At 72.5% G+C, this 20,215-nt stretch carries 19 protein-coding genes; 4 read left to right on the top strand and 15 right to left on the bottom strand.

Annotated features, from left to right (window positions below; translation table 11 throughout):
* Nucleotides 1-155 precede the first annotated feature (155 nt).
* The 15 genes from rplS to ftsY form a co-directional block, all read right to left on the bottom strand.
* Entirely contained in the window at nucleotides 156-512 is a 357-nt protein-coding gene (gene rplS, locus ACQP1S_RS07470) for a 50S ribosomal protein L19 (protein ID WP_091245871.1), read from the bottom strand.
* A gap of 143 nt (nucleotides 513-655) precedes the next feature.
* The gene (gene trmD / locus ACQP1S_RS07465; protein WP_432904536.1) at nucleotides 656-1,444 is read right to left on the bottom strand and encodes a tRNA (guanosine(37)-N1)-methyltransferase TrmD; all 789 of its coding nucleotides are present in this window, start codon (nucleotides 1,442-1,444) and stop codon (nucleotides 656-658) included.
* Nucleotides 1,445-1,460: 16 nt separating this feature from the next.
* Nucleotides 1,461-2,054, bottom strand: coding sequence for a ribosome maturation factor RimM (gene rimM / locus ACQP1S_RS07460; protein ID WP_176738976.1), 594 nt, complete (start codon nucleotides 2,052-2,054; stop codon nucleotides 1,461-1,463).
* A 2-nt stretch (nucleotides 2,055-2,056) separates the two neighbouring features.
* Complete coding sequence (locus tag ACQP1S_RS07455) at nucleotides 2,057-2,317, bottom strand: RNA-binding protein (protein WP_172862164.1); 261 nt, start codon at nucleotides 2,315-2,317, stop codon at nucleotides 2,057-2,059.
* A complete protein-coding gene (rpsP, locus tag ACQP1S_RS07450) occupies nucleotides 2,292-2,783 on the bottom strand; it encodes a 30S ribosomal protein S16 (RefSeq protein WP_432904533.1) in 492 nt (163 codons plus the stop codon). The genes ACQP1S_RS07455 and rpsP overlap by 26 nt, the downstream gene beginning before the upstream one ends.
* A 287-nt stretch (nucleotides 2,784-3,070) precedes the next feature.
* Entirely contained in the window at nucleotides 3,071-3,718 is a 648-nt protein-coding gene (locus ACQP1S_RS07445; protein WP_432904530.1) for a DUF402 domain-containing protein, read from the bottom strand.
* A gap of 246 nt (nucleotides 3,719-3,964) precedes the next feature.
* Nucleotides 3,965-5,371 (bottom strand): proline--tRNA ligase, encoded by a 1,407-nt coding sequence (proS, locus tag ACQP1S_RS07440; RefSeq protein WP_363667028.1) that lies wholly within the window; start codon nucleotides 5,369-5,371, stop codon nucleotides 3,965-3,967.
* 70 nt (nucleotides 5,372-5,441) lie between these two features.
* Complete coding sequence (locus tag ACQP1S_RS07435; protein ID WP_432904526.1) at nucleotides 5,442-6,521, bottom strand: amidohydrolase family protein; 1,080 nt, start codon at nucleotides 6,519-6,521, stop codon at nucleotides 5,442-5,444.
* Nucleotides 6,522-6,539: 18 nt separating this feature from the next.
* Nucleotides 6,540-7,121, bottom strand: a complete 582-nt coding sequence (locus tag ACQP1S_RS07430; RefSeq protein ID WP_432904523.1) for a Uma2 family endonuclease — start codon at nucleotides 7,119-7,121, stop codon at nucleotides 6,540-6,542.
* Between the two features lie 69 nt (nucleotides 7,122-7,190).
* Nucleotides 7,191-8,747, bottom strand: coding sequence for a signal recognition particle protein (ffh, locus tag ACQP1S_RS07425; RefSeq protein WP_432904520.1), 1,557 nt, complete (start codon nucleotides 8,745-8,747; stop codon nucleotides 7,191-7,193).
* Nucleotides 8,748-8,980: 233 nt separating this feature from the next.
* A complete protein-coding gene (locus ACQP1S_RS07420; RefSeq protein ID WP_432904517.1) occupies nucleotides 8,981-11,305 on the bottom strand; it encodes a [protein-PII] uridylyltransferase in 2,325 nt (774 codons plus the stop codon).
* 13 nt (nucleotides 11,306-11,318) lie between these two features.
* Nucleotides 11,319-11,657: a P-II family nitrogen regulator gene (locus ACQP1S_RS07415; protein WP_067307311.1), complete on the bottom strand. Its 339-nt coding sequence runs from the start codon at nucleotides 11,655-11,657 to the stop codon at nucleotides 11,319-11,321.
* Between the two features lie 25 nt (nucleotides 11,658-11,682).
* Nucleotides 11,683-13,101 carry an ammonium transporter gene (locus tag ACQP1S_RS07410; protein ID WP_432904514.1) on the bottom strand — a complete coding sequence of 473 codons (1,419 nt, stop codon included), beginning with the start codon at nucleotides 13,099-13,101 and terminating at the stop codon, nucleotides 11,683-11,685.
* 400 nt (nucleotides 13,102-13,501) lie between these two features.
* Nucleotides 13,502-14,365, bottom strand: coding sequence for an aminoglycoside phosphotransferase family protein (locus ACQP1S_RS07405; RefSeq protein ID WP_176738972.1), 864 nt, complete (start codon nucleotides 14,363-14,365; stop codon nucleotides 13,502-13,504).
* A 7-nt stretch (nucleotides 14,366-14,372) separates the two neighbouring features.
* Nucleotides 14,373-15,554: a signal recognition particle-docking protein FtsY gene (gene ftsY / locus ACQP1S_RS07400; protein ID WP_091245842.1), complete on the bottom strand. Its 1,182-nt coding sequence runs from the start codon at nucleotides 15,552-15,554 to the stop codon at nucleotides 14,373-14,375.
* A 148-nt stretch (nucleotides 15,555-15,702) separates the two neighbouring features.
* Between ftsY and ACQP1S_RS07395 the strand changes: the two genes are divergently transcribed.
* The 4 genes from ACQP1S_RS07395 to ACQP1S_RS07380 all read left to right on the top strand — a co-directional run bounded on the left by ACQP1S_RS07395 (nucleotide 15,703) and on the right by ACQP1S_RS07380 (nucleotide 20,122).
* The gene (locus tag ACQP1S_RS07395) at nucleotides 15,703-17,415 is read left to right on the top strand and encodes an alkaline phosphatase D family protein (protein ID WP_432904509.1); all 1,713 of its coding nucleotides are present in this window, start codon (nucleotides 15,703-15,705) and stop codon (nucleotides 17,413-17,415) included.
* Nucleotides 17,416-17,439: 24 nt separating this feature from the next.
* Nucleotides 17,440-17,877 (top strand): MarR family winged helix-turn-helix transcriptional regulator, encoded by a 438-nt coding sequence (locus tag ACQP1S_RS07390; RefSeq protein ID WP_432904506.1) that lies wholly within the window; start codon nucleotides 17,440-17,442, stop codon nucleotides 17,875-17,877.
* A gap of 130 nt (nucleotides 17,878-18,007) precedes the next feature.
* Complete coding sequence (locus tag ACQP1S_RS07385) at nucleotides 18,008-19,627, top strand: MDR family MFS transporter (RefSeq protein WP_432904503.1); 1,620 nt, start codon at nucleotides 18,008-18,010, stop codon at nucleotides 19,625-19,627.
* 3 nt (nucleotides 19,628-19,630) lie between these two features.
* Entirely contained in the window at nucleotides 19,631-20,122 is a 492-nt protein-coding gene (locus ACQP1S_RS07380) for a universal stress protein (protein WP_432904500.1), read from the top strand.
* Nucleotides 20,123-20,215: the final 93 nt, after the last annotated feature.

Below are 20,215 nucleotides of genomic sequence, written 5' to 3'. Positions count from 1 at the left end.
GAGCCTCGTCGAGGCCCCACGGGCGGCGGTGGACGATCGGAGCGCCGCGACCTGGGTCGCGACACCACCTGCCGGACTGCGCCCGTACCGATCAGCGTAATGCGCTCTGCTCGATACGACATCCGCGCAGCTCAGGCGGCATGGCGAACGGGAAGTCAGCTGGGCTGCTTCTCCCGCTTCTCCTTGATCTTGGCCTTCTTGCCGCGCAGCTCACGCAGGTAGTAGAGCTTGGCCCGGCGAACGTCACCGCGGGTCACGATCTCGATCCGGTCGATGCCCGGGCCGTTGATCGGGTAGGTCCGCTCCACGCCCACCCCGAAGCTGACCTTGCGGACCGAGAAGGTCTCGCGCAGACCGTCACCCTGGCGGCGGATGACGACGCCCTGGAAGATCTGGACCCGGGACCGGTTGCCCTCGACGACCCGCGCGTGCACCTTGACGGTGTCACCGGCACGGAAGTCGGGGAGGTCAGTGCGCTTCGACTGGGCGTCAAGGGCGTCCAGGATGTTCATCGCTGCGTCCTCGTGATGCTCACGGCGCACCGTCAGTCGGTGCGCGGATGGGTGATTCTGATCCCCGGTGGTGGTCGGCGGGGCCGACCCCGGTCGGGAATCCTCGCAGCCGCCCACGGGCGCGGACGGATGCGGCAACCCCTCTACTTTGCCACATCCCCCGAGGGCAGGGGAAACCCACCCCGCTCCAGCGCCGCCACGTCCCGTTTGTCCAGGATCTCCGGGGGCAACGCGGCGAGCATGTCGGGTCGCCGGGTGGCCGTCCGGGCCAGCGCCTCGTTGCGCCGCCAGCGGGCGATCCGACCGTGGTCGCCCGAGCGGAGCACCTCGGGCACCTCGTGCCCCCGCCAGTTCGCCGGCTTGGTATACATCGGGGCTTCCAGCAGACCGTGCGCGTGCGACTCGTCGTCCAGCGAACCGGCGTTGCCCAGCACCCCCGGCAGCAGCCGGATGACCGCCTCCAGGATCACCAGCACCGCGACCTCGCCGCCGAAGAGCACGTAGTCGCCGAGCGAGACCTCGGCGACCCGCAGCCGGGTCGCGGCGTGGTCGAGCACCCGCTGGTCGATGCCCTCGTACCGGCCGCAGGCGAAGAGCAGGTGCGACTCGGTGGCCAACTCGTGCGCCATCGCCTGGGTGAACGGCGCACCGGCCGGGGAGGGCACCAGCAGCCGGGGCAGGGTCAGGCCGTCCGGAGCCAACTCGTCGGGGGCCAACGCGTCCAGCGCCGCGCCCCACGGCTCCGGCCGCATCACCATGCCCGGCCCACCGCCGTACGGCGTGTCGTCGACCGTGCGGTGCACGTCGTGGGTCCAACTCCGCAGGTCGTGTACGGCCAACCGGAGCAGACCCTGCTCCCGGGCCCGCCCGATCAGGGAAAGGTCCAGCGGGGCGAAGTACTCCGGGAAGATCGACACGATGTCGACGCGCATGTGGGTGGCTTCCGGTCTAGAGGTCGAGCAGACCGGCCGGCGGGTCGACGACGACGCGTCCGCCGGCGAGATCGACCTCCGGGACGATCGCCTTGACGAACGGGATCAACGCGGTGCCGCCCTGCGGGCGGCGCAGGACGAGCAGGTCGGAGGCGGGCGCGTGGTCGATCTTCACCACCTCACCGAGGTGCTCCCCGGCCGGGGTGACCACGGCGAGGCCGACCAGCTGGTGGTCGTGGAACTCCTCCGGGTCCTCCGGTGCGGCGACGGAGGCGCTGTCCACCCCGATCAGGGTGCCGCGGAGCGCCTCGGCGGTCTCCCGGTCGAGCACCCCTTCGAAGGCCACCAGCATCCGGCCCTGGTGCCAGCGGGCCGCCTCGATGGTCAGCTCGTCGGGGACCTCGTACGCCACCCCCGGCTCGGGGGTGGCGGCCGGCTCGGGGGTCGACGCCCGGGCCTCCCGCGGGAGCCCGGTGCGGGGCGTCGCCCCCGGCTCGGTGCTGAGCACCGCGCCGGGGGCGAACCGCGCCTCGGGCTCGTCGGTCCGCACCTCCACGGTGACCTCACCGCGGAGGCCGTGCGGCTTGCCGATCCTGCCGATGATGAGCAGCATCAGTACGAGTCGACGATGTCGACGCGTACCCCGCGTCCTCCGATGGAGCCGATCACCTGACGCAGCGCCTTGGCGGTCCGGCCGGACCGCCCGATCACCGTGCCGAGATCCTCCGGGTGCACGCGGACTTCCAGCCGCTTGCCCCGACGGGAGTCGACCATGCGGACGCGCACGTCGTCCGGGTGGTCGACGATCCCCTTGACCAGGTGCTCCAGGGCGGGACGCAGCGGCATGTCAGGCCTGCTCACCGGCGTCGGCAGCAGCGGCCGGGACCTCGGCCGGCGCCTCGGTCTTCGGGGCCTCGGTCTTCGGGGCCTCGGTCTCGGCCGGGGCCTCCGCCTTGGCGGCCTTGCGGGCCGGCTTGGCCGGGGTCTCCGGGGCCAGGCCGGCGGCGGCCTTCGCCTCGGCCTCGTACGCCGCCTTGCGGTCGGCGCGCTCGGCGGCGACCTTCAGCGGCGGCGGGGCCGGCAGGCCCTTGAACTTCTGCCAGTCACCGGTCAGCTCCAGCAGCCGCTGGACGGCCTCGCTCGGCTGCGCGCCGACCGAGAGCCAGTACTGGACCCGCTCCGACTTGACCTCGATGATCGAGGGGTCTTCCTTCGGCTGGTAGATGCCCACGAACTCGATCGCGCGACCGTCGCGCTTGGTGCGCGAGTCCGCGATGACGATGCGGTACTGCGGGTTGCGGATCTTACCCATCCGCAGGAGCCGGATCTTTACGGCCACAGTTGTTTCGCTCCTGTTGCGATTTCACCGACCCGGCTACGGGCGGTGCACGGGTGAGCGTCGACCGGCACAGTGGGGTTGGGCCGGAGACTGCTCGATGGACTGGCGACGCGCCCGGGTTAGAGGGCGCCGAACGCGCGCCGGATACCAGCGACCCATTCTGCCAGATCGCCCGCGGGATGCTCACATCGGCCCGCCCGGCGGGCGCGGCGGGCCAGCGCCGCGCCCGCCGGGCGGGCCCAACCTTCCCCCGCACGGGGGCGCGGTCCGAGTGGGTAAGGACACACTCAGCGTACGGGTGGCCGGTCCCAGCCGGGCGGCAGCTCCGTCGGGGACGTCCAGTCGGCCGGCGGGACGAAGTCGCACCAGGTGCCGTCGAACGGGAACTCCCCCGCCTCGGCGAGGGCGATCACCCGTGCCCCCTCGGCCCGGACCGCCTTCTCGTCGGTCACCCAGTAGTGGTCGGGGAAGGCGAGCCGCTCGGTGAACTCGTCCTCGTCCTTCCACTGCCAACTGCGGTCGGGACGGACCACCACGTCCAGGTCCTGGTCGACCACGTCCACCCCGGCCACCGACCCGTCGTCCCACCGGACGCCGTGCTCCTCCAGGTTGACGTACCAGGTGGCGAAGCGGCCCTGCGCGTCGCGGAAGAACCAGACCGAGTGGGCCGCGCCGGTGGGCAGGAACTCCAGCAGCGGTGGGCCGTTCCACCGACCCCGGGCCAGCCGGTAGGACGAGGCGATCCACTCGGTGAACGGCATCGCCCGCATGCCCAGGCCCGCCTCGGACACCTCGTGCGCCACCGGCGTGTCCCGGGCCACCCAGAGCAGCAGTCCCCGGTCGTCGTCGAGGACCACCCGGGCCGCCCGGACCCACCCGATCCGGCCGTGCCGGACGTTCCGGTGCATGATCAGCTGACCTGGCGCGAAACGCACCACACCTCCACAGGTCTGGACGGGCTTCCGGCGCTCCCGGCCCCACTGCCATGCCGGGGCCCCGGCAGCCTCTCCGGGCGACGGTGCGCCCGGGATGAACAGTCCAGCCGGTTCACGGCGTACCCGCGACGAACGGGGCAGCCGGATCCGGTGGGCGGGTTGCGTAGCGACGCGTGTCGCCGCACCCACGGCCGGTCGGCGACCCGGGAGCCGGGCCTGCGGCCCCCGGGAGCCGCCGTGGGCCGCTCAGTAGGCGCGGGCCAGGATGGCGGTGAGGTCCGGCTCGTCCTCGTTGTCCGGGACGGAGCCGTCGGCCCGCAGCAGGCAGCGGACGGTGACCCCCTGGCCGTTGGCCTCGGCCTCGCCCGCGACGCCGACGGCCGACCAGGGCACCATCGCCCAGCCGTTGGCCGCCGCCTCGATCGCCTCGGCGAGGGTCGACACCTCGACGGTGCGGGACCGCCGGTGGGCCAGCGCCTCGTCGTGCAGCGCCTGCTGGTCGGCCTCCAGGGCCGCCAGGACCGCGCCGACCACGTCCGCGACCGGGGTGGGCGCCTTCGAGCCGTCCGTGCGCCGGACCACGACCGCGTTGCCGGCGGCCAGGTCGCGGGGGCCGACCTCGACGCGTACCGGATAGCCGCGCAGCTCGGCGTCGACGGCCCGGCGGCCGAACGCGGTGTCGGTGCGGTCGTCGAGCGCGACCCGGACACCGGCGTCGCGCAGCGCATCGCGCAGCTTGGCCGCCGCCTCGCCCACGCCGTCGCCCGCCTTGACGATCATGACGTACGCCTGGATCGGGGCCAGCCTCGGCGGCACCCGCAGACCGTTGTCGTCGCCGTGCGCCATGATCAGGCCGCCGAGCATCCGGGTCGAGGTGCCCCAGGAGGTGGTCCAGGCGTGTTCCCGGCCACCCTCGGCCGAGGAGTAGCTGATGTCGAACGCCTTGGCGAAGTTCTGCCCCAGCTCATGGCTGGTGCCCAACTGGAGCGCCTTGCCGTCACCCATCATGCCTTCGCAGGTGTAGGTGGCGGTCGCCCCGGCGAAGCGCTCCCGGGTGGTCTTCAGCCCGACCACCACCGGGATGCCCAGCACGTTGACCATCAGATCCTCGTACGCCTCGTGCAGGATCTTGCGGGCGTAGGCGCGGGCGTCCTCCCGGGTGGCGTGCGCGGTGTGCCCCTCCTGCCAGAGGAACTCGCTGGTGCGCAGGAAGATCCGCGGGCGCAGCTCCCAGCGGACCACGTTCGCCCACTGGTTGAGCAGCAGCGGCAGGTCCCGGTAGGAGTCGATCCACTTGGCCATGAACTCGCCGATCACCGTCTCGCTGGTGGGGCGCACCACCACCGGCTCGGCGAGCTGCTTGCCACCACCGTGGGTGACCACCGCCAGCTCCGGCGAGAAGCCCTCGACGTGCTCGGCCTCGCGCTTGAGGTAGCTCTCCGGGATGAACAGCGGGAAGTAGGCGTTCTCCGCGCCGGCCGCCTTGATCCGGGCGTCCATCTCGGCCTGCATCCGCTCCCAGATGGCGTAGCCGGCCGGACGGATGACCATGGTCCCCCGGACCGGGCCGTTGTCGGCCAGCTTCGCCTTGGCGATCAGGTCCTGGTACCAGCGGGGAAAATCCTCCGCACGGGGAGTGAGCACGCGAGCCATGACCGCACATCCTATGCGCCCCGCCCGACGTCGACGTCATCGGGCGCGCCTGCGCCGTCCCGCGCGCCGGTCAGCGGACCACCCGGCCACGCAGGACGATCCGGCTGGGGGTGCGCACCACGGCCAGGTCCCGGCGGGGGTCCTGCGGATAGACGACCAGGTCCGCCAGGCCGCCCTCGACCAGGCCGGGGAAGCCGAGCCACTCCCGGGCCCGCCAGGAGGCGGCGGCGAGCACGTCGACGGCGGACATGCCGGCCTGCTGGTGCAGCAGCAGCATCTCCTCGGCGGCCAGCCCGTGGTCGATGCCGCCGCCCGCGTCGGTGCCCACGTAGATCGGCACCCCGGCCTCGTGGGCGGCGCGCACCACCTCGGGGAAACCGTCGCGCAGGGCGAGCATGTGGTCGGCGTACCCGGGGAACTTGGGGCGGGCCGCGGCGGCGATGCCCCCGAAGGTCCGAATGTTGATCATCGTGGGGACCAGCGCGGTGCCCTGCCGGGCCATCAGGTCGATCAGGTCGAGGCTCAGCCCGGTGCCGTGCTCCACCGAGTCCACCCCGGCCTTCACCATGATCTCCACGGCCGACTCGCTGAACGTGTGCACCGCCGCGCGGACCCCGGCGGCGTGCGCGGCGGCCACGGCGGCGGTCATCGTGTCGGGGTCCCAGGCCGGCGCGAGGTCGCCGACTCCCCGGTCGATCCAGTCGCCGACCAGCTTGACCCAGCCGTTGCCGGCGGCGGCCTGCGCGGCCACGGCCGCGGCCACCTCCGCCGCGCCGACCTCCAGCCCGATGTCGCGCAGGTAGCGCTTGGGTGGGGCGACGTGCCGGCCGGCGCGGGCCAGTCGCGGCAGGTCCGGCTCGGCGTCGAGCTGGGGGTACGGGTACGGCGAGCCGGCGTCGCGCAGCGCGAGCACCCCGGAGTCGCGGTCCACCCGGGCCAACGTACGGGCCTGGTCGAGGGAGGTGATCGGGGTGCCGCCCCGGGCGATGCCGAGGTGGCAGTGGGCGTCGACCAGGCCGGGCAGCACGAATCCGGTGTCGGCGACCGTCCGGGCGCCGGGGACCGGGTCGAAGGTGACCCGGTCGCCGTCGAGCCAGATGTCCCGGACCTCGTCGTCGGGCAGGAGCACACCGCGCACATGCAGAGCCATGCGCACAGTCCTACCCGATCACGGCCCCTCGGGGGCGAGCAGGTCGTTCTTCCGGGCGGTCAGCGCCGGCAGGTCGACCGAGACCTTCCACGGCGACTCGGTGACGAAGAGGTCCTCGGTGTGGGTGATCTGCTCGTAGTCGCGGCCACCGGGACCGAGTGCGTACTCCGTCAGCGTGATCCGCTCCTGGAGCGGGTCGACCACCCAGTACGAGCGGACCCCGGCGTGCGCGTACACCTTCGCCTTGTCGTACATGTCGCGAAAGGTGGAGGTGGGCGAGACCACCTCCACGGCGAGCAGGGCGTCCTCGACGGGCAGCGGGCTACGAGTAGCGTTCCCCCGCCGGACCACGACGACGTCCGGCCGGGGCTCGTTGCGTCGGTCCACCCGCATCGAGAGATCGATTCCGACCTGGTATTCCCTCGGGCAGTTCACTCGAAGCGCGAGCAGCAGCTCGACGCACATGTCTTGGTGCAGCAGAGTCGGCGACGGCACGATCAACTTTCCGTTGATCAGTTCGTACGGAAGGTCCTTCGGCAGGTCGCCGAGGTCGTCGACCGTCCACTCGTGCCGTTCGGGCAGGATCCGGGCTGCGGTCATGACATCTCCTTCCAGGGGGCGACAACCGCACCAGGCATCCGAATCGTCGCCCACCGTCACCGACACGCCTCAGCGGGGCCCGCTGTCGCCCTTGCCGAGCTTGTTGAAGTCGATCTTCGGCAGCTTGAAGCCCGGCGGCAGGCCCTGCCCGCCGGCCAGGTCGTTCGGGTCCATCCCCGGCGGCAGCTGCGGCATGCCACCCGGGAAGCCGCCCGGCAGCCCGGCGCCCGCACCGCTGCGCGGCCGGTTGCCACCCTTGGTGCCCTTGCGCTTGTTCTTGGGGGACTTGGTGGCCTTGCGACGGCCTCCGCCGGGCAGGCCCATCATGCCGCCCATCTGCTTCATCATCTTCTGCGCGTCGGCGAAGCGGTTGAGCAGCTGGTTGACGTCCATCACGGTGACCCCGGAGCCACCGGCGATGCGGGCCCGCCGGGACCCGTTGATGATCTTGGGGTTGCTCCGCTCGGTCGGGGTCATCGACCGGATGATCGCGGTGACCCGGTCGAAGTGCTTGTCGTCCAGCTCGGCGAGCTGGTCCTTCATCTGCCCCATGCCGGGCATCATCGCCAGCACGTTGGCGATCGGGCCCATCCGCCGCACCGCGATGAGCTGGTCGAGGAAGTCCTCCAGGGTGAACTGCTCACCGCCCATCAGCTTGGCGGTCATCTTCTCCTTCTGATCGGTGTCGAAGGCCGCCTCGGCCTGCTCGATCAGAGTGAGGACGTCGCCCATGCCGAGAATCCGGCTGGCCATCCGGTCGGGGTGGAAGACGTCGAAGTCCTCCAGCTTCTCGCCGGTGGAGGCGAACAGGATCGGCTGGCCGGTGACCTCCCGCACCGACAGCGCCGCGCCACCCCGGGCGTCGCCGTCGAGCTTGGACAGCACCACGCCGGTGATGCCGACGCCGTCGCGGAACGCCTCGGCGGTGCGGACCGCGTCCTGGCCGACCATCGCGTCGATGACGAAGATGACCTCGTCCGGGTCGACCGCGTCGCGGATGTCGGCGGCCTGCTGCATCATCTCGGCGTCGATGCCGAGCCGGCCGGCGGTGTCGACGATGACGATGTCCCGGGCGGCCCGCTTGGCGTGCTCGATCGAGGCGCGGGCGACCTGCACCGGGTCGCCGGTGCCGTTGCCGGGCTCCGGGGCGTACACCTCGACGCCGGCGCGGCCACCGAGCACCTGGAGCTGCCCGACCGCGTTGGGACGCTGGAGGTCGGCGGCGACCAGCAGCGGCTGGTGCCCCTGGGCCTTGAGCCAACGGGCCAGCTTGCCGGCGAGGGTGGTCTTGCCGGAACCCTGGAGGCCGGCCAGCATGATCACGGTCGGCGGCTGCTTGGCGAACTGGAGTCGCCGCCCCTCGCCGCCGAGCACGGTGACCAGCTCTTCGTTGACGATCTTGACGATCTGCTGGGCCGGGTTGAGCGCCTGGGAGACCTCCGCGCTGCGGGCCCGCTCCTTGACGTTGGTGATGAAGCCCTTGACCACCGGCAGCGCGACGTCCGCCTCCAGCAGCGCCAGGCGGATCTCGCGCGCGGTGGCGTCGATGTCGGCGTCGGTGAGCCGGCCCTTGCCGCGGAGCTTGGTGAAGATTCCGGACAGGCGGTCACTCAAGGTGTCAAACACGCGAACATCCCGTTTGTCGTCATCGGCGGGCACAAATGCAGCCGGGCCGGCTGTCCAGCCCACCGTTAGGGTAGCCCGCCGGCCCCGCGCCCGCTGCGGCCCCGCACGCCCCGCACCGCACCGCGCGGAAGCGGCCAGCACCGGGTCGTCCACACTGCGCTGGGCGCACCCCGCTGCCGCCGGGCGTCCACCCGTGGACAAGCACCGTGTCGGGCCGCCGTCGCGGCGCGGTCCTACACCGCGGCGAGGACGGCGGTCTCGACGCTGGCCCGCTGCTCGTCCGACGGCCAGCCACCGACCAGGTAGAACGCGTCGACCACGTCGCCGCCGAGAGTGGAGATCCGGGCGGCGCGCACCTGCGCCCCCGCCTCGTCCAGCGCGCAGGCGACCCGGTAGAGCAGACCCGCCGCGTCGGCGGCCCGTAACTCCAGCAGCACCGCGTCGGTGGCCGCCTCCCGGTGCCAGACGACCCGGGGGGCCGCGCCCCCGCTCCGCGCGGCCAGGGCCCGGCCGCGCAGCCGCTGGGTGACCGAGACGTCGCCGACGACCGCGCGGCGCAGGTCGGCGCTGAGCGCGATCGGGTCCGGGGCCAGCCCGTAGCGCGGCTGCACCCGGCACTCGACCAGGGCCCGGCCGTCGACCGTCGCAGCGTCCGCGGAGATCACGTCCAGCCGGTGCAGGGCCAGGCAGCCGGCCACCGTGGCGAGCAGCCCCCGCCGGTCGGCCGCGGCCACCGCCACCCGGTCCTCGGTCAGGTGTACGACGGGCAGCGGCCCGGCGACCAGCGCCGGGTCGGGGGCCGGCGGGGCGGGTACCACGCCGGTGTCCAGGGTGGTCCGCACCCGGGCGACCAGTTCGGCGATCAGCCGGCCCTTCCAGCCGGACCAGGCGGCCGGGCCGGTCGCGGTGGCGTCGGCCAGCACCAGGGCGTGCAGCAGCTCCAGGGTGGTGGTGTCACCGACCCGCTCGGCGACACCGGCGATCGTCTTCGGGTCGGACAGGTCGCGGCGGGTGGCCACGTCGGGCAGCAGCAGGTGCAGCCGCACCAGCGTGCCGATCAACGCCGCCTCCCCGGCGGGCAGGCCGATCCGGGCGGCCACCGCCTCGGCCAGCGGCGCGCCGACGGTCGAGTGGTCGCCGTCCAGCCCCTTGCCGATGTCGTGCAGGAACGCGGCGATCAGCAGCAGGTCCGGGCGTTCGACGTCGCGGGTGTGCCGGCTCGCCTCGTACGCGGTCTGCACGAGGTGCCGGTCGAGGGTGAACCGGTGCACCGGGTTGTGCTGCGGCAGGCTGCGCAGCCGGGTCCACTCGGGCAGCCAGCCGTCGACCAGGCCGTACCGGTCGCAGGTCTCCCAGGCGGGCACCAGGCCGGGGCCGGCACCGAGCAGGGTGATGAACGCGGCCCGGGCGGCCGGCGGCCAGGGCGCAGGCAGCGGCGGGCAGTACGCGGCCAGCCACTCGCAGGTGGCCCGCGCGATCGGCAGGCGGTTGGTGGCGGCCGCGGCGGCGATCCGCAGCGACAGGCTCGGGTCGGGGCGGGCCCCGATGGCGGTCCGGGCGAGCACCAGCTCCCCGTCGTGTTCGACCACGTCCCGGGCCACCGGGCGGCGCAGCGGCCGGCCGTCGGCGCCTCGGCGGCGGCCGGAGCGGAGCCGGTCGGCGGCCCGCCAGGCGTCGTCGAGCGCGTGGCTGACGGTGCGCGCGTCGCCGGCGACCCGACGCAGCAGGGCGTCACCGTCGCCGGCCTCCGCCCGCGCCCCGGGGTCGGCGACCTCGGACGCCGGCTGGCGCAGGCCGAGCAGCGCGGCCACCCCGGCGCGTTCCTGGGCGACCAGCCGGTCGACCCGGCGGCCCACCTGCTGGTGCAGGGCGTCGCGGGTGTCCAGCAGCCGCAGGTGGGCGGCGCGGACGGCGGGACGCAGCGCGTCGGTGATCCCGGCGGTGGCGATGGCCCGCAGGATGCCCACGTCGCGCAGTCCGCCGGCGGCCTCCTTGAGGTCGCCTTCGAGCAGGAAGGCCAGCTCGCCGTGGGTACGCCAGCGCAGGTCGGTGATCTCCCGCAGGGCGGGCAGTTGGCGGACGGCGGTCCGCCGCCAGTGGTCGGTGGCGGTGCGGGTGAGCGTGTCGGCGAGGGCCCGGTCACCGGCGACGAAGCGGGCGTCGAGCAGGGCGAGAGCGACCTTGACGTCGTCCTGGGCCACCGACAGCGCCTCGGCGAGGGTACGCACGGAGTGGTCGAGGCGGACCCCGGCGTCCCAGATCGGATACCACAGCGAGGCGGCCAACTCGTCCACCCCGGCCACCCCGGCGTGCAGCAGCACGAGATCGAGGTCGCCGTACGGGGCGCACTGTCGACGGCCGAGGCCGCCGACGGCGATCAGCGCGATGCCCTCCCGCCCCGGCAGCAATCCGCGCAGCCATCCGTCGAAGGCATCCGCGCGCCCCACCCGGGCCGGTTCCCCGATTCCTGCGGGGACCCCGATGACCCCGTCGACCACGAGTTTCCTGTCTCCGTCGCCGGTGTCGTCCGACGCGTTCCTCGTGGTCGACGGGGTCATCTGGTAGGTCCTCCTACAGGGCGTCGAGGCCGCGTTCGCCGGTACGGACCCGGACGACCTCTTCCACGCCGGTCACCCAGACCTTGCCGTCACCGATCTTGCCGGTCCGGGCGGCGGCCACGATCGCGTCGACCACCTTGTCGACGTCCATCTCGTCGGTGAGCACCTCGACCCGGATCTTGGGCAGGAACTCGACCGTGTACTCGGCACCCCGGTAGACCTCGGTGTGCCCCTTCTGACGTCCGTACCCCTGGACCTCGCTGACGGTCAGACCGGCAACGCCGAGGGCGTGCAGGGCCTCCTTCACCGCGTCCAGTTGGTACGGCTTGATGACCGCGGTCACCAGCTTCATGTCCAAGCCCTCCATTCTCCGAACGTTAACGCGCGACCTTCTCGTCCACCGGCGCGCCGGCCGGCTCGGGTGCCCCCGGGGAGGCCGGCTTCGCGCCGGCCGGGGTGAGCCCGGCCATCGCGAACGCCCCACCACCGCCACCGGCGCCGCCGGTGCTCGGGGACAGGTCGTAGCCGCTCTCCGCGTGCTCGGAGATGTCGATGCCCTCGACCTCGTCGTCGGCCTTGACCCGGAACCCGATGGTCTTGTCGATGACGAAGGCGAGCACCCAGGCGACACCGAACGACCAGACGGTCACGATCAGGCCGGCGAGGGCCTGGCGGCCGAACTGGGTGACGCCGCCGCCGTAGAACAGGCCGTCGGAGGCACCGACCACGTCGCTGATCGCGGCGTTGACCGAGTTGGTGGCGAACAGGCCGAGCCAGAGCGACCCGATCCAGCCACCGACGAAGTGCACGCCGACCACGTCGAGCGAGTCGTCGTAGCCGAGCTTGTACTTCAGGCTGATGGCCAGCGCGCAGACCACACCGGCGACGATGCCGAGCAGGACTGCCGCCCAGGGGGCGATGAAACCACAGGCCGGGGTGATGGCGACCAGACCCGCGACGGCACCGGACGAGGCACCGACCATGGTCGGCTTCTTGTCCTTGATCCACTCCACCGCGATCCAGCCGAGCACCGCCGCGGCGGTGGCGAGCTGGGTGTTGATGAAGGCCAGCCCGGCGACCGAGTCGACCGTCAGCTCCGACCCGGCATTGAACCCGAACCAGCCGAACCACAGCAGACCGGCACCGAGCGCGACCAGCGGGATGTTGTGCGGCTTCATGCCCTCACGCGGCCAACCGAGCCGCTTGCCGAGCACCAGGGCGACGGCGAGGGCCGCCGCACCGGCGTTGATGTGCACCGCGGTACCGCCGGCGAAGTCCAACGCATGGATCTTGGCGCCGATGATGCCGCCACCCCACACCCAGTGCGCCACCGGGAAGTAGACCAGCGTGGCCCACCCGAAGGCGAAGAGCAGCCAGCCGCCGAACTTGGCCCGGTCCGAGATCGCGCCGCTGATCAGCGCGACGGTGATCACCGCGAAGACCATCTGGAACGCCATGAACACGTACAGCGGGACGCCGATGCCGCTGGGGTTCTCCGCCGTGGCGCCCCACAGGTCGGTCTCGGCGAGGAAGGTCTTGGTGCCCAGGTAGGCACCGGGGTCGCCCCAGAAACCGTTGACGTCGGTCCCGAAGGCGATGCTGAAACCGTAGAACCACCACAGAACAGAGATGAGCCCGATGGCGGAGAAGCTCATCATCATCATGTTGAGCACGCCCTTGGCCCGGTTGAGGCCGCCGTAGAACAGCGCCAGTCCCGGGGTCATGAGCAGCACGAGAGCGGTCGAAACCAGCAGCCAAACGGTGTTGCCGCCGTCGATCGTCGGTGCTTCAGGCACGCTGGCCTCCTAAAGGTGAAGTTCCCTCCTTCGCGGCTTCCGGGGCAGCGTCGCCCGTACGCCGGTTGGCCGAGAGCTTGGTGGGCCGCTGTTTCCTGCACCGACACCCCTCGATTTCCGACACGTGACGGGTTGTTTCCGGCGTGTGAAGAACCTCGATCATGAAAATCGGAAAACGAAAGAGTGGCCGTTCGGCAACGAACGGCCACTCTTTCCCCGATGACGACCAATCGGAGGGGTGGTCCGGGTGATCGACGCGCGGGGTGTATCGGGCCCGGCCCGCGCGTAGGGGTGTGACCGCGCCCGGCCCGCGCGCGGTGCGCCTTGCTCGGCTCGCGCGCAGGGTGTGGCCGCGCTCGACCGCAGGGATGGGCGGGCCTGGTGCACGGGGGTGCCGGGCTCAGCGCAGGGCGTGCTCCAGGGCGTGCCGCTCGTAGTCGAGCAGGCGCAGGTCGCGCATCGGGCGACGAAGGTGACCCTTGTGCACGATCCGGACGAACGCCGGCTCACCCGCCGCGGCCATCCGCCGGATGCCCTCCACGTGGTCGACGATCCGCTTGCGGATGGTCCGGATCAGCCGGTGCCGGTCCCGGGGGATCAACCCGTACGCGTCGGCGAACAGGCGCAGCCGGCGGGGCCGGTCCGGGCGCTTCCAGCCGAGCGTGATCGAGTCCCGGTCGGCGAAGATCGGCACCCACGTCCACGCCGCGTACGCCACGTCGTAGATCCGGGCGCCGGGCGAGGCGAGGTCGAAGTCGATCAGGCCGAGGGTGCCGTCCGGCCGCCAGATCACGTTGTGCGGGGCGGCGTCGTGGTGGCAGATCACCTCGGTGTCCGGCGGCGGCGGCCCGAACGAGCGCCAGACCGCGCCGGGCGGCGGGGCGAAACCGTACTGGGCGTCGTGGAACATCCGCAGCATGGTGGCCACGGTCACCAGCGCCTCGTCGGTGACCCAGTGCGGGGCCAGCGGGTACTCTCCGCACTCCCCCTCCAGGTACGACAGCACCTCCCGGTTGCGCTCGTCCATGCCCAGCGCCCGGGGAGCGCCGGTGAACCCGACGTACTCCAGGTGGCGCAGCAGGGCGTGCACCGAGGGCGTCCACGGGCCGGCGTTGCGCCGGACGGTGTCGCCGACCCGGACCACGGTGCTCACGTTCCCACCGTGCAGCGGGATCTCCTGCGAGGTCACGTACGGTCTCCCCAGGCCCGGCGCCGCATGGCGGGGGTCACGCCACCCGGCGTACGCGCGATCGTCGTTGCTCACCGCGAGGTTACGCGTCCCGGGCGAGCGGCTCGGTGCCGAGCAGCGCGTCGACGAACTGCGCCGGGTCGAACGGGGCCAGATCGTCCGCGCCCTCGCCGAGACCGACCAGCTTGACCGGGATGCCGAGCTTGCGCTGTACGGCGATCACGATGCCGCCCTTGGCCGTCCCGTCGAGCTTGGTCAGCACCACGCCCGTCACGTTCACCACCTCGGTGAAGACCCGGGCCTGTTCCAGCCCGTTCTGCCCGGTGGTGGCGTCCAGGATCAGCAGGGTCTCGTCGATCGGGCCGTGCTTCTCCACCACCCGCTTGACCTTGCCCAGCTCGTCCATCAGGCCGATCTTGTTCTGCAGGCGGCCCGCGGTGTCGATGAGCACGGTGTCGGTGCCGGCGTCGATGCCCCGGCGGACCGCGTCGAAGGCCACGCTGGCCGGGTCGGCGCCCTCCGCGCCCCGGACCGTCTCCGCGCCCACCCGGCCGCCCCAGGTCTCCAGCTGGTCGGCGGCGGCGGCCCGGAAGGTGTCGGCCGCGCCGAGGGTGACCGAGCGCCCGTCGGCAACCAGCACCCGGGCGATCTTGCCGCAGGTGGTGGTCTTGCCGGCCCCGTTGACCCCGACCACCAGCAGCACCGCCGGCATGCCGTCGCGGCCGGTGGTGCGCAGCGAGCGGTCCAGGCCCGGGTCGAGCGCGGTGACCAACTCGGCGGCGAGCAGGTCACGCAGCTCACCGGCGGAGCGGGTGCCGAGCACCCGGGTCCGCTCGCGGAGCCGGTCGACGATGTCCCGGGTGGCGTCGATGCCGACGTCGGCGGTGATCAGGCTGTCCTCGATCTCCTCCCAGGCGTCCTCGTCGAGGTGGTCGCGGGCGAGCAGGCCGAGCAGGCCCTTGCCGAAGGCGTTCTGCGAGCGGGCCAGCCGGGACCGCAGCCGGACCAGCCGGCCGGCGGTCGGCTCGGGGACCTCCAGCGGCGGGGCCGCGACGACCGGCGGCTCGACCAGGACACCGGTGGACAGGTCGGACTCCGCCGCCTCGACGGGTGGGCCGGCCAGGTCCTCCTCCGCCCGGGTGTCGACCTCGGTCTGCGGCAGCGGGGGTTCGCCACGCCGGCGCAACCGGGGCACCACCAGGCCGAGGCCGCCGAGGATCAGCACACCGAGCAGGGCCAGTGCGACGAGGAGGTAGTCCGTCATGCCGAAATCCTGTCAGATGCCGGCAGCGGCGTCCCACTCACCGCCTCCGGACCTGAGCGAGCTGCGGGTACGCTCGCCGCTGCCGGGGGTGACCCACTGACCCACGGGGTAGAAAAGATGAAACGTCTTCTCCTCGGAGGTGCCACCCATGCCCGAGCCCCGTCTGCTCATCGGCCCGTTGCTGCGTCGGGTCGTCGGCACCCGGGCGACGGTGTGGGTGGAGACCAGCGGGCCCGCGGTGGTCACCGTCCGCACGGCCGAGGGCGTCACCGGCTCCGCGCCGACCTTCTCCGCGTACGACCACCATTATGCGCTGGTGGTGGTGGAGGGGCTCGCCCCGGACCACACCACCAGCTACGAGGTGCTGGTCGACGACGAGCTGGTCTGGCCGGTGGCCCGGGACGGCTTCCCACCCAGCGTGATCCGGACCAGGGCGGCCGACGACCGGGACCAGCCGGTCAGCCTGATCTTCGGATCGTGCCGGGAGACCACCCAGCACAACACCACCCGGCGGCTGCCCCCGGACGCGCTGGACGCGTACGCCCGGCGGTTGATGGCCGCATCCGACCGGGACGCGCAGCCCGACCTGCTGGTGCTGCTCGGCGACCAGGTCTATGCCGACGTCACGTCGCCCACGGTCAGGCGGCTGCTCAAGCGGCGTCGGCGGCGGCCGCAGGACGCCCCGGCCGACCAGGTGGTGAGCTTCGACGAGTACACCAAGCTCTATCTGGAGTCGTGGCGCGACCCGGAGATCCGCTGGCTGCTCTCCACCGTGCCGAGCGTGATGATCTTCGACGACCACGAGGTGATCGACGACTGGAACACCTCGAAGTCGTGGCGGGCCGACATGCGCCAGCAGGCCTGGTGGGCCGAGCGGATCCGCAGCGGCCTGGCCTCCTACTGGGTCTACCAGCACCTGGGCAACCTGGCCCCGGACGAGATCGCCGCCGACCCGCTCTATGCCAAGGTGGTCGCCGCCGAGGACGCCACCGACGTGCTGCGCGAGTTCGGCGAGCGGGTCGACTCCGAGGCCGACGAGGCGCACGACACCGAGCGCTGGCGGGCCGTGCAGTACCAGTGGAGCTACGCGCTGGACCTGGGCCGGACCCGGCTGGTCATGCTGGACAACCGGTGCAGCCGGGTGCTCGAACCGGGCGGGCGGTCGATGCTGCCGGCCGGTGAGTGGTCCTGGTTCCTGGACCGGGCCCACGGTGTCTACGACCACCTGGTGATCGGGGCGTCGCTGCCCTGGCTGCTGCCGCCGGGCATCCACCACGTCGAGGCGTGGAACGAGCGGCTGGCGGACTCCGGCAAACCGTGGGTCGCCGGGCTGGCCGAGAAGCTGCGCCGGGCGCTCGACCTGGAGCACTGGGCCGCGTTCCGCCGTTCGTTCGACGCCCTCGGCGCGCTCTTCGTCCGGCTGGGCAGCGGTGCCCCGGGCACCGCCGGGGACCGGGTCGGCGCCGGGCCCGCGTACCCGGCGCCGGCGTCGATCAGCGTGCTCTCCGGCGACGTGCACCACTCGTACGTGGCCCGGGCCCGGTTCGACGATCCGGCGGTGCGCACCCCGGTGCACCAGCTCACCTGCTCACCGATCCACAACCAGGTGCCGGCGGCGATGCGCCCGCTGATGAAGCTGGGCTGGAGTTCCGGGCCGGCGGCGGCCACCCGGGCGCTGGCCCGTTCCGCCGGGGTACGCCGCCCGACGGTGCGTTGGAAGAAGCTGGCCGGCCCGTACTTCGGCAACGCGGTGAGCACGCTGCGCCACACCGGGCGGGAGGCCGAGGTGCTGATCGAGGGCACCACCAGCGACGGGCACCTGCGCGAGGTGGCCCGGCAGAAACTCTCCTCGGCGAAGTGACGAACGGCACGTACGCTCGGTGCCGTGGACGATCATCTGCCGGAGACGATGCGCGTGCTGGAGCACGAGTTGGCCGCGCTGCTCCGCCGGGGGCGGGCACTCTCCCTGGAGATCGCCCGGGAGGTGCACCCCAACCTGGAGCCGAACGCGTACGGCCTGCTGCTCTGGCTGCGCCGGTCCGGCTCGACCCGGCTCACCGACCTGGCGGTCCTGCTGGGCATCGGTAAGGGCACGTTGAGCCGGCAGATCCAGGGGCTGGAGACGCTGGGGCTGGTGCGCCGCGATCCGGACCCGGCCGACCGGCGGGCGGCGCAGCTGCGCCTGACCGAGGAGGGCAGCCGGCGTTTCGACGCGGCCCGGTCGGCCCGGATGGACCAGATCACCCGATCCATGGAGACCTGGCCGAAGCGGGACGTCGAGGAGTTCGCCCGCCTCATACACCGGTTCAACGAGACCTTCTGACCCCGTCACGCCCCTCCCCCGGCCCGGGGCGAGGGGAATAGAGCCATGTCACGTCCGGTTGTTGCTTGAGGCAACGAAAGCCTACGGTTGCCTGAGGCACCCTTTTCACCACCCATCGGAGGCAGCGACGATGACCCAGGCGACAGCGCCCAGCAGGGCGACCGGCGTCGAGATGACCCACCGGCAGATCCTGGAGGCCCTCTCCGGACTGCTGCTGGGCATGTTCGTCGCGATCCTCTCCTCCACGGTCGTCTCCAACGCGCTGCCGCGGATCATCACCGAACTCAAGGGCGGCCAGTCCGCCTATACCTGGGTGGTCACCTCGACCCTGCTGGCGACCACCGCGACCACCCCGATCTGGGGCAAGCTCGCCGACCTGACCAGCAAGAAGATCCTGGTCCAGCTCTCCCTCACCATCTTCGTGCTGGGCTCCGTGCTGGCCGGCCTGTCCCAGTCCACCGAGCAGCTCATCGCCTGCCGGGTGCTCCAGGGCGTCGGCGCGGGCGGCCTCACCGCCCTGGCCCAGGTGATCATGGCGACGATGATCGCGCCCCGCGAGCGGGGCCGGTACAGCGGCTATCTCGGCGCGGTGCTGGCCCTCGGCACCATCGGCGGCCCGCTGATCGGTGGCGTCATCGTGGACACCTCCTGGCTCGGCTGGCGCTGGTGCTTCTACGTCGGCGTGCCGTTCGCCATCGCCGCCCTGGTGGTGCTCCAGAAGACCCTGCACCTGCCCGTGGTCAAGCGCCAGGTGAAGATCGACTGGTGGGGCGCGACCCTGATCACCGCCGCCGTGTCGCTGCTGCTGATCTGGGTCACCCTGGCCGGCGACAGGTACGACTGGATCTCCTGGCAGAGCGCCGTGATGGTGACCGGTGCGGTCGCCCTCGGTGTGCTCGCCGTCCGGGTGGAGAACCGGGCCAGCGAGCCGATGATCCCGCCCCGGCTGTTCCGCAACCGGACCATCACCCTCGCCGTCGTCGCCAGCATCGCCGTCGGCGTGGGGATGTTCGGCGCCTCGGTCTTCCTCAGCCAGTACTTCCAGATCAGCCGGGGTGCGAGCCCGACCATGTCCGGCCTGATGACCATGCCGATGATCCTCGGCCTGCTGGTCTCCTCCGTCGTCGTCGGTCGGATCATCACCAGGACCGGCCGGTGGAAGCGCTACCTGGTCGCCGGGTCGGCCCTGCTCACCGCCGGGTTCGCCCTGATGGGCACGATCCGCTACGACACCCCGTACTGGCACCTCGCCATCTACATGGCGCTGATCGGCCTCGGGCTCGGCATGACCATGCAGAACCTCGTGCTCGCCGTGCAGAACACCGTCGACACCCACGAACTCGGCGCGGCCAGCTCGGTGGTGGCCTTCTTCCGCAGCCTCGGCGGCGCGGTCGGCGTCTCCGTGCTCGGCGCGGTGCTCGGCCACCGGGTCAAGGACCACATCGCCGACGGTCTCACCGCGCTGGGCATCCCGACCGGCGCCTCGGGCAGCGGCGGTGTGCTGCCGAACGTGCACGCCCTGCCGGGCCCGATCCGCACCGTGGTGGAGAGCGCCTACGGTCACGGCGCCGGGGACATCTTCCTGGCCGCCGCCCCGTTCGGGCTGATCGCCCTGATCGCGGTGATCTTCATCAAGGAGATCCCGCTGCGCCAGCACACCGGGGACGCCCTGACCGACACCGTCACGCAGGAGTCCACCGTCGCCGCAGGCGCCGGGGCGGCGGTGGTCCGCACCGGGACCCGGGACTGACCGGTGAGCATCCCCGTCGAGCGTGAACAGTACGGCCCGCAGGCCCGCCCGCTGGAGTTCGAGCGCGGCACCGACGGCCCCCGGGTGGTGCTGGTCGGCGTCGACGGCAGCCGGACCTCGCTGCGGGCCGCCTCGTACGCGGCGGGGCTGGCCCGCCGGCAGCATGCCGGGCTGGTGGTGGTCTTCGTCAGCGCCCCGGCCGGCTACGCCTCCCTGATGCCGGCTGTGGTGGCCGGGGCGGTCCAGCAGACCCACGACGAACTCGCCGCCGACCTGCGGCAGGAGTGCCGTCGGGGCGCGGAGGAGCTGGGCCTGCCGGTGACGTTCCTGTGCCGGCGCGGCGACGCGTACACCGAACTCCGCGCGGCGGCCGACGAGTCCCGGGCGGACCTGGTGGTGGTCGGCTCCTCCGCGCAGGCCGGGCACCGGCTGGTCGGTTCGGTCGCCACCCGCCTGGTCCGCACCGGCCGCTGGCCGGTCCTCGTCGTGCCCTGACCGGGGACAGGGTCGGCGACCGCTGCCGCCCGGGTTCCCTCCCGGGTCACCGCCGGGCATCCTGGCCGGGTGGTGCCGCTGGCGGCGCGACGA

Origin of the sequence: Micromonospora matsumotoense (genome assembly GCF_050951065.1) — a bacterium.
In the GTDB taxonomy this organism is placed as follows: domain Bacteria; phylum Actinomycetota; class Actinomycetes; order Mycobacteriales; family Micromonosporaceae; genus Micromonospora; species Micromonospora matsumotoensis.
The sequence above is the reverse complement of the archived record's forward strand: the minus strand, read 5'-3'. Positions and strand labels throughout refer to the sequence as shown.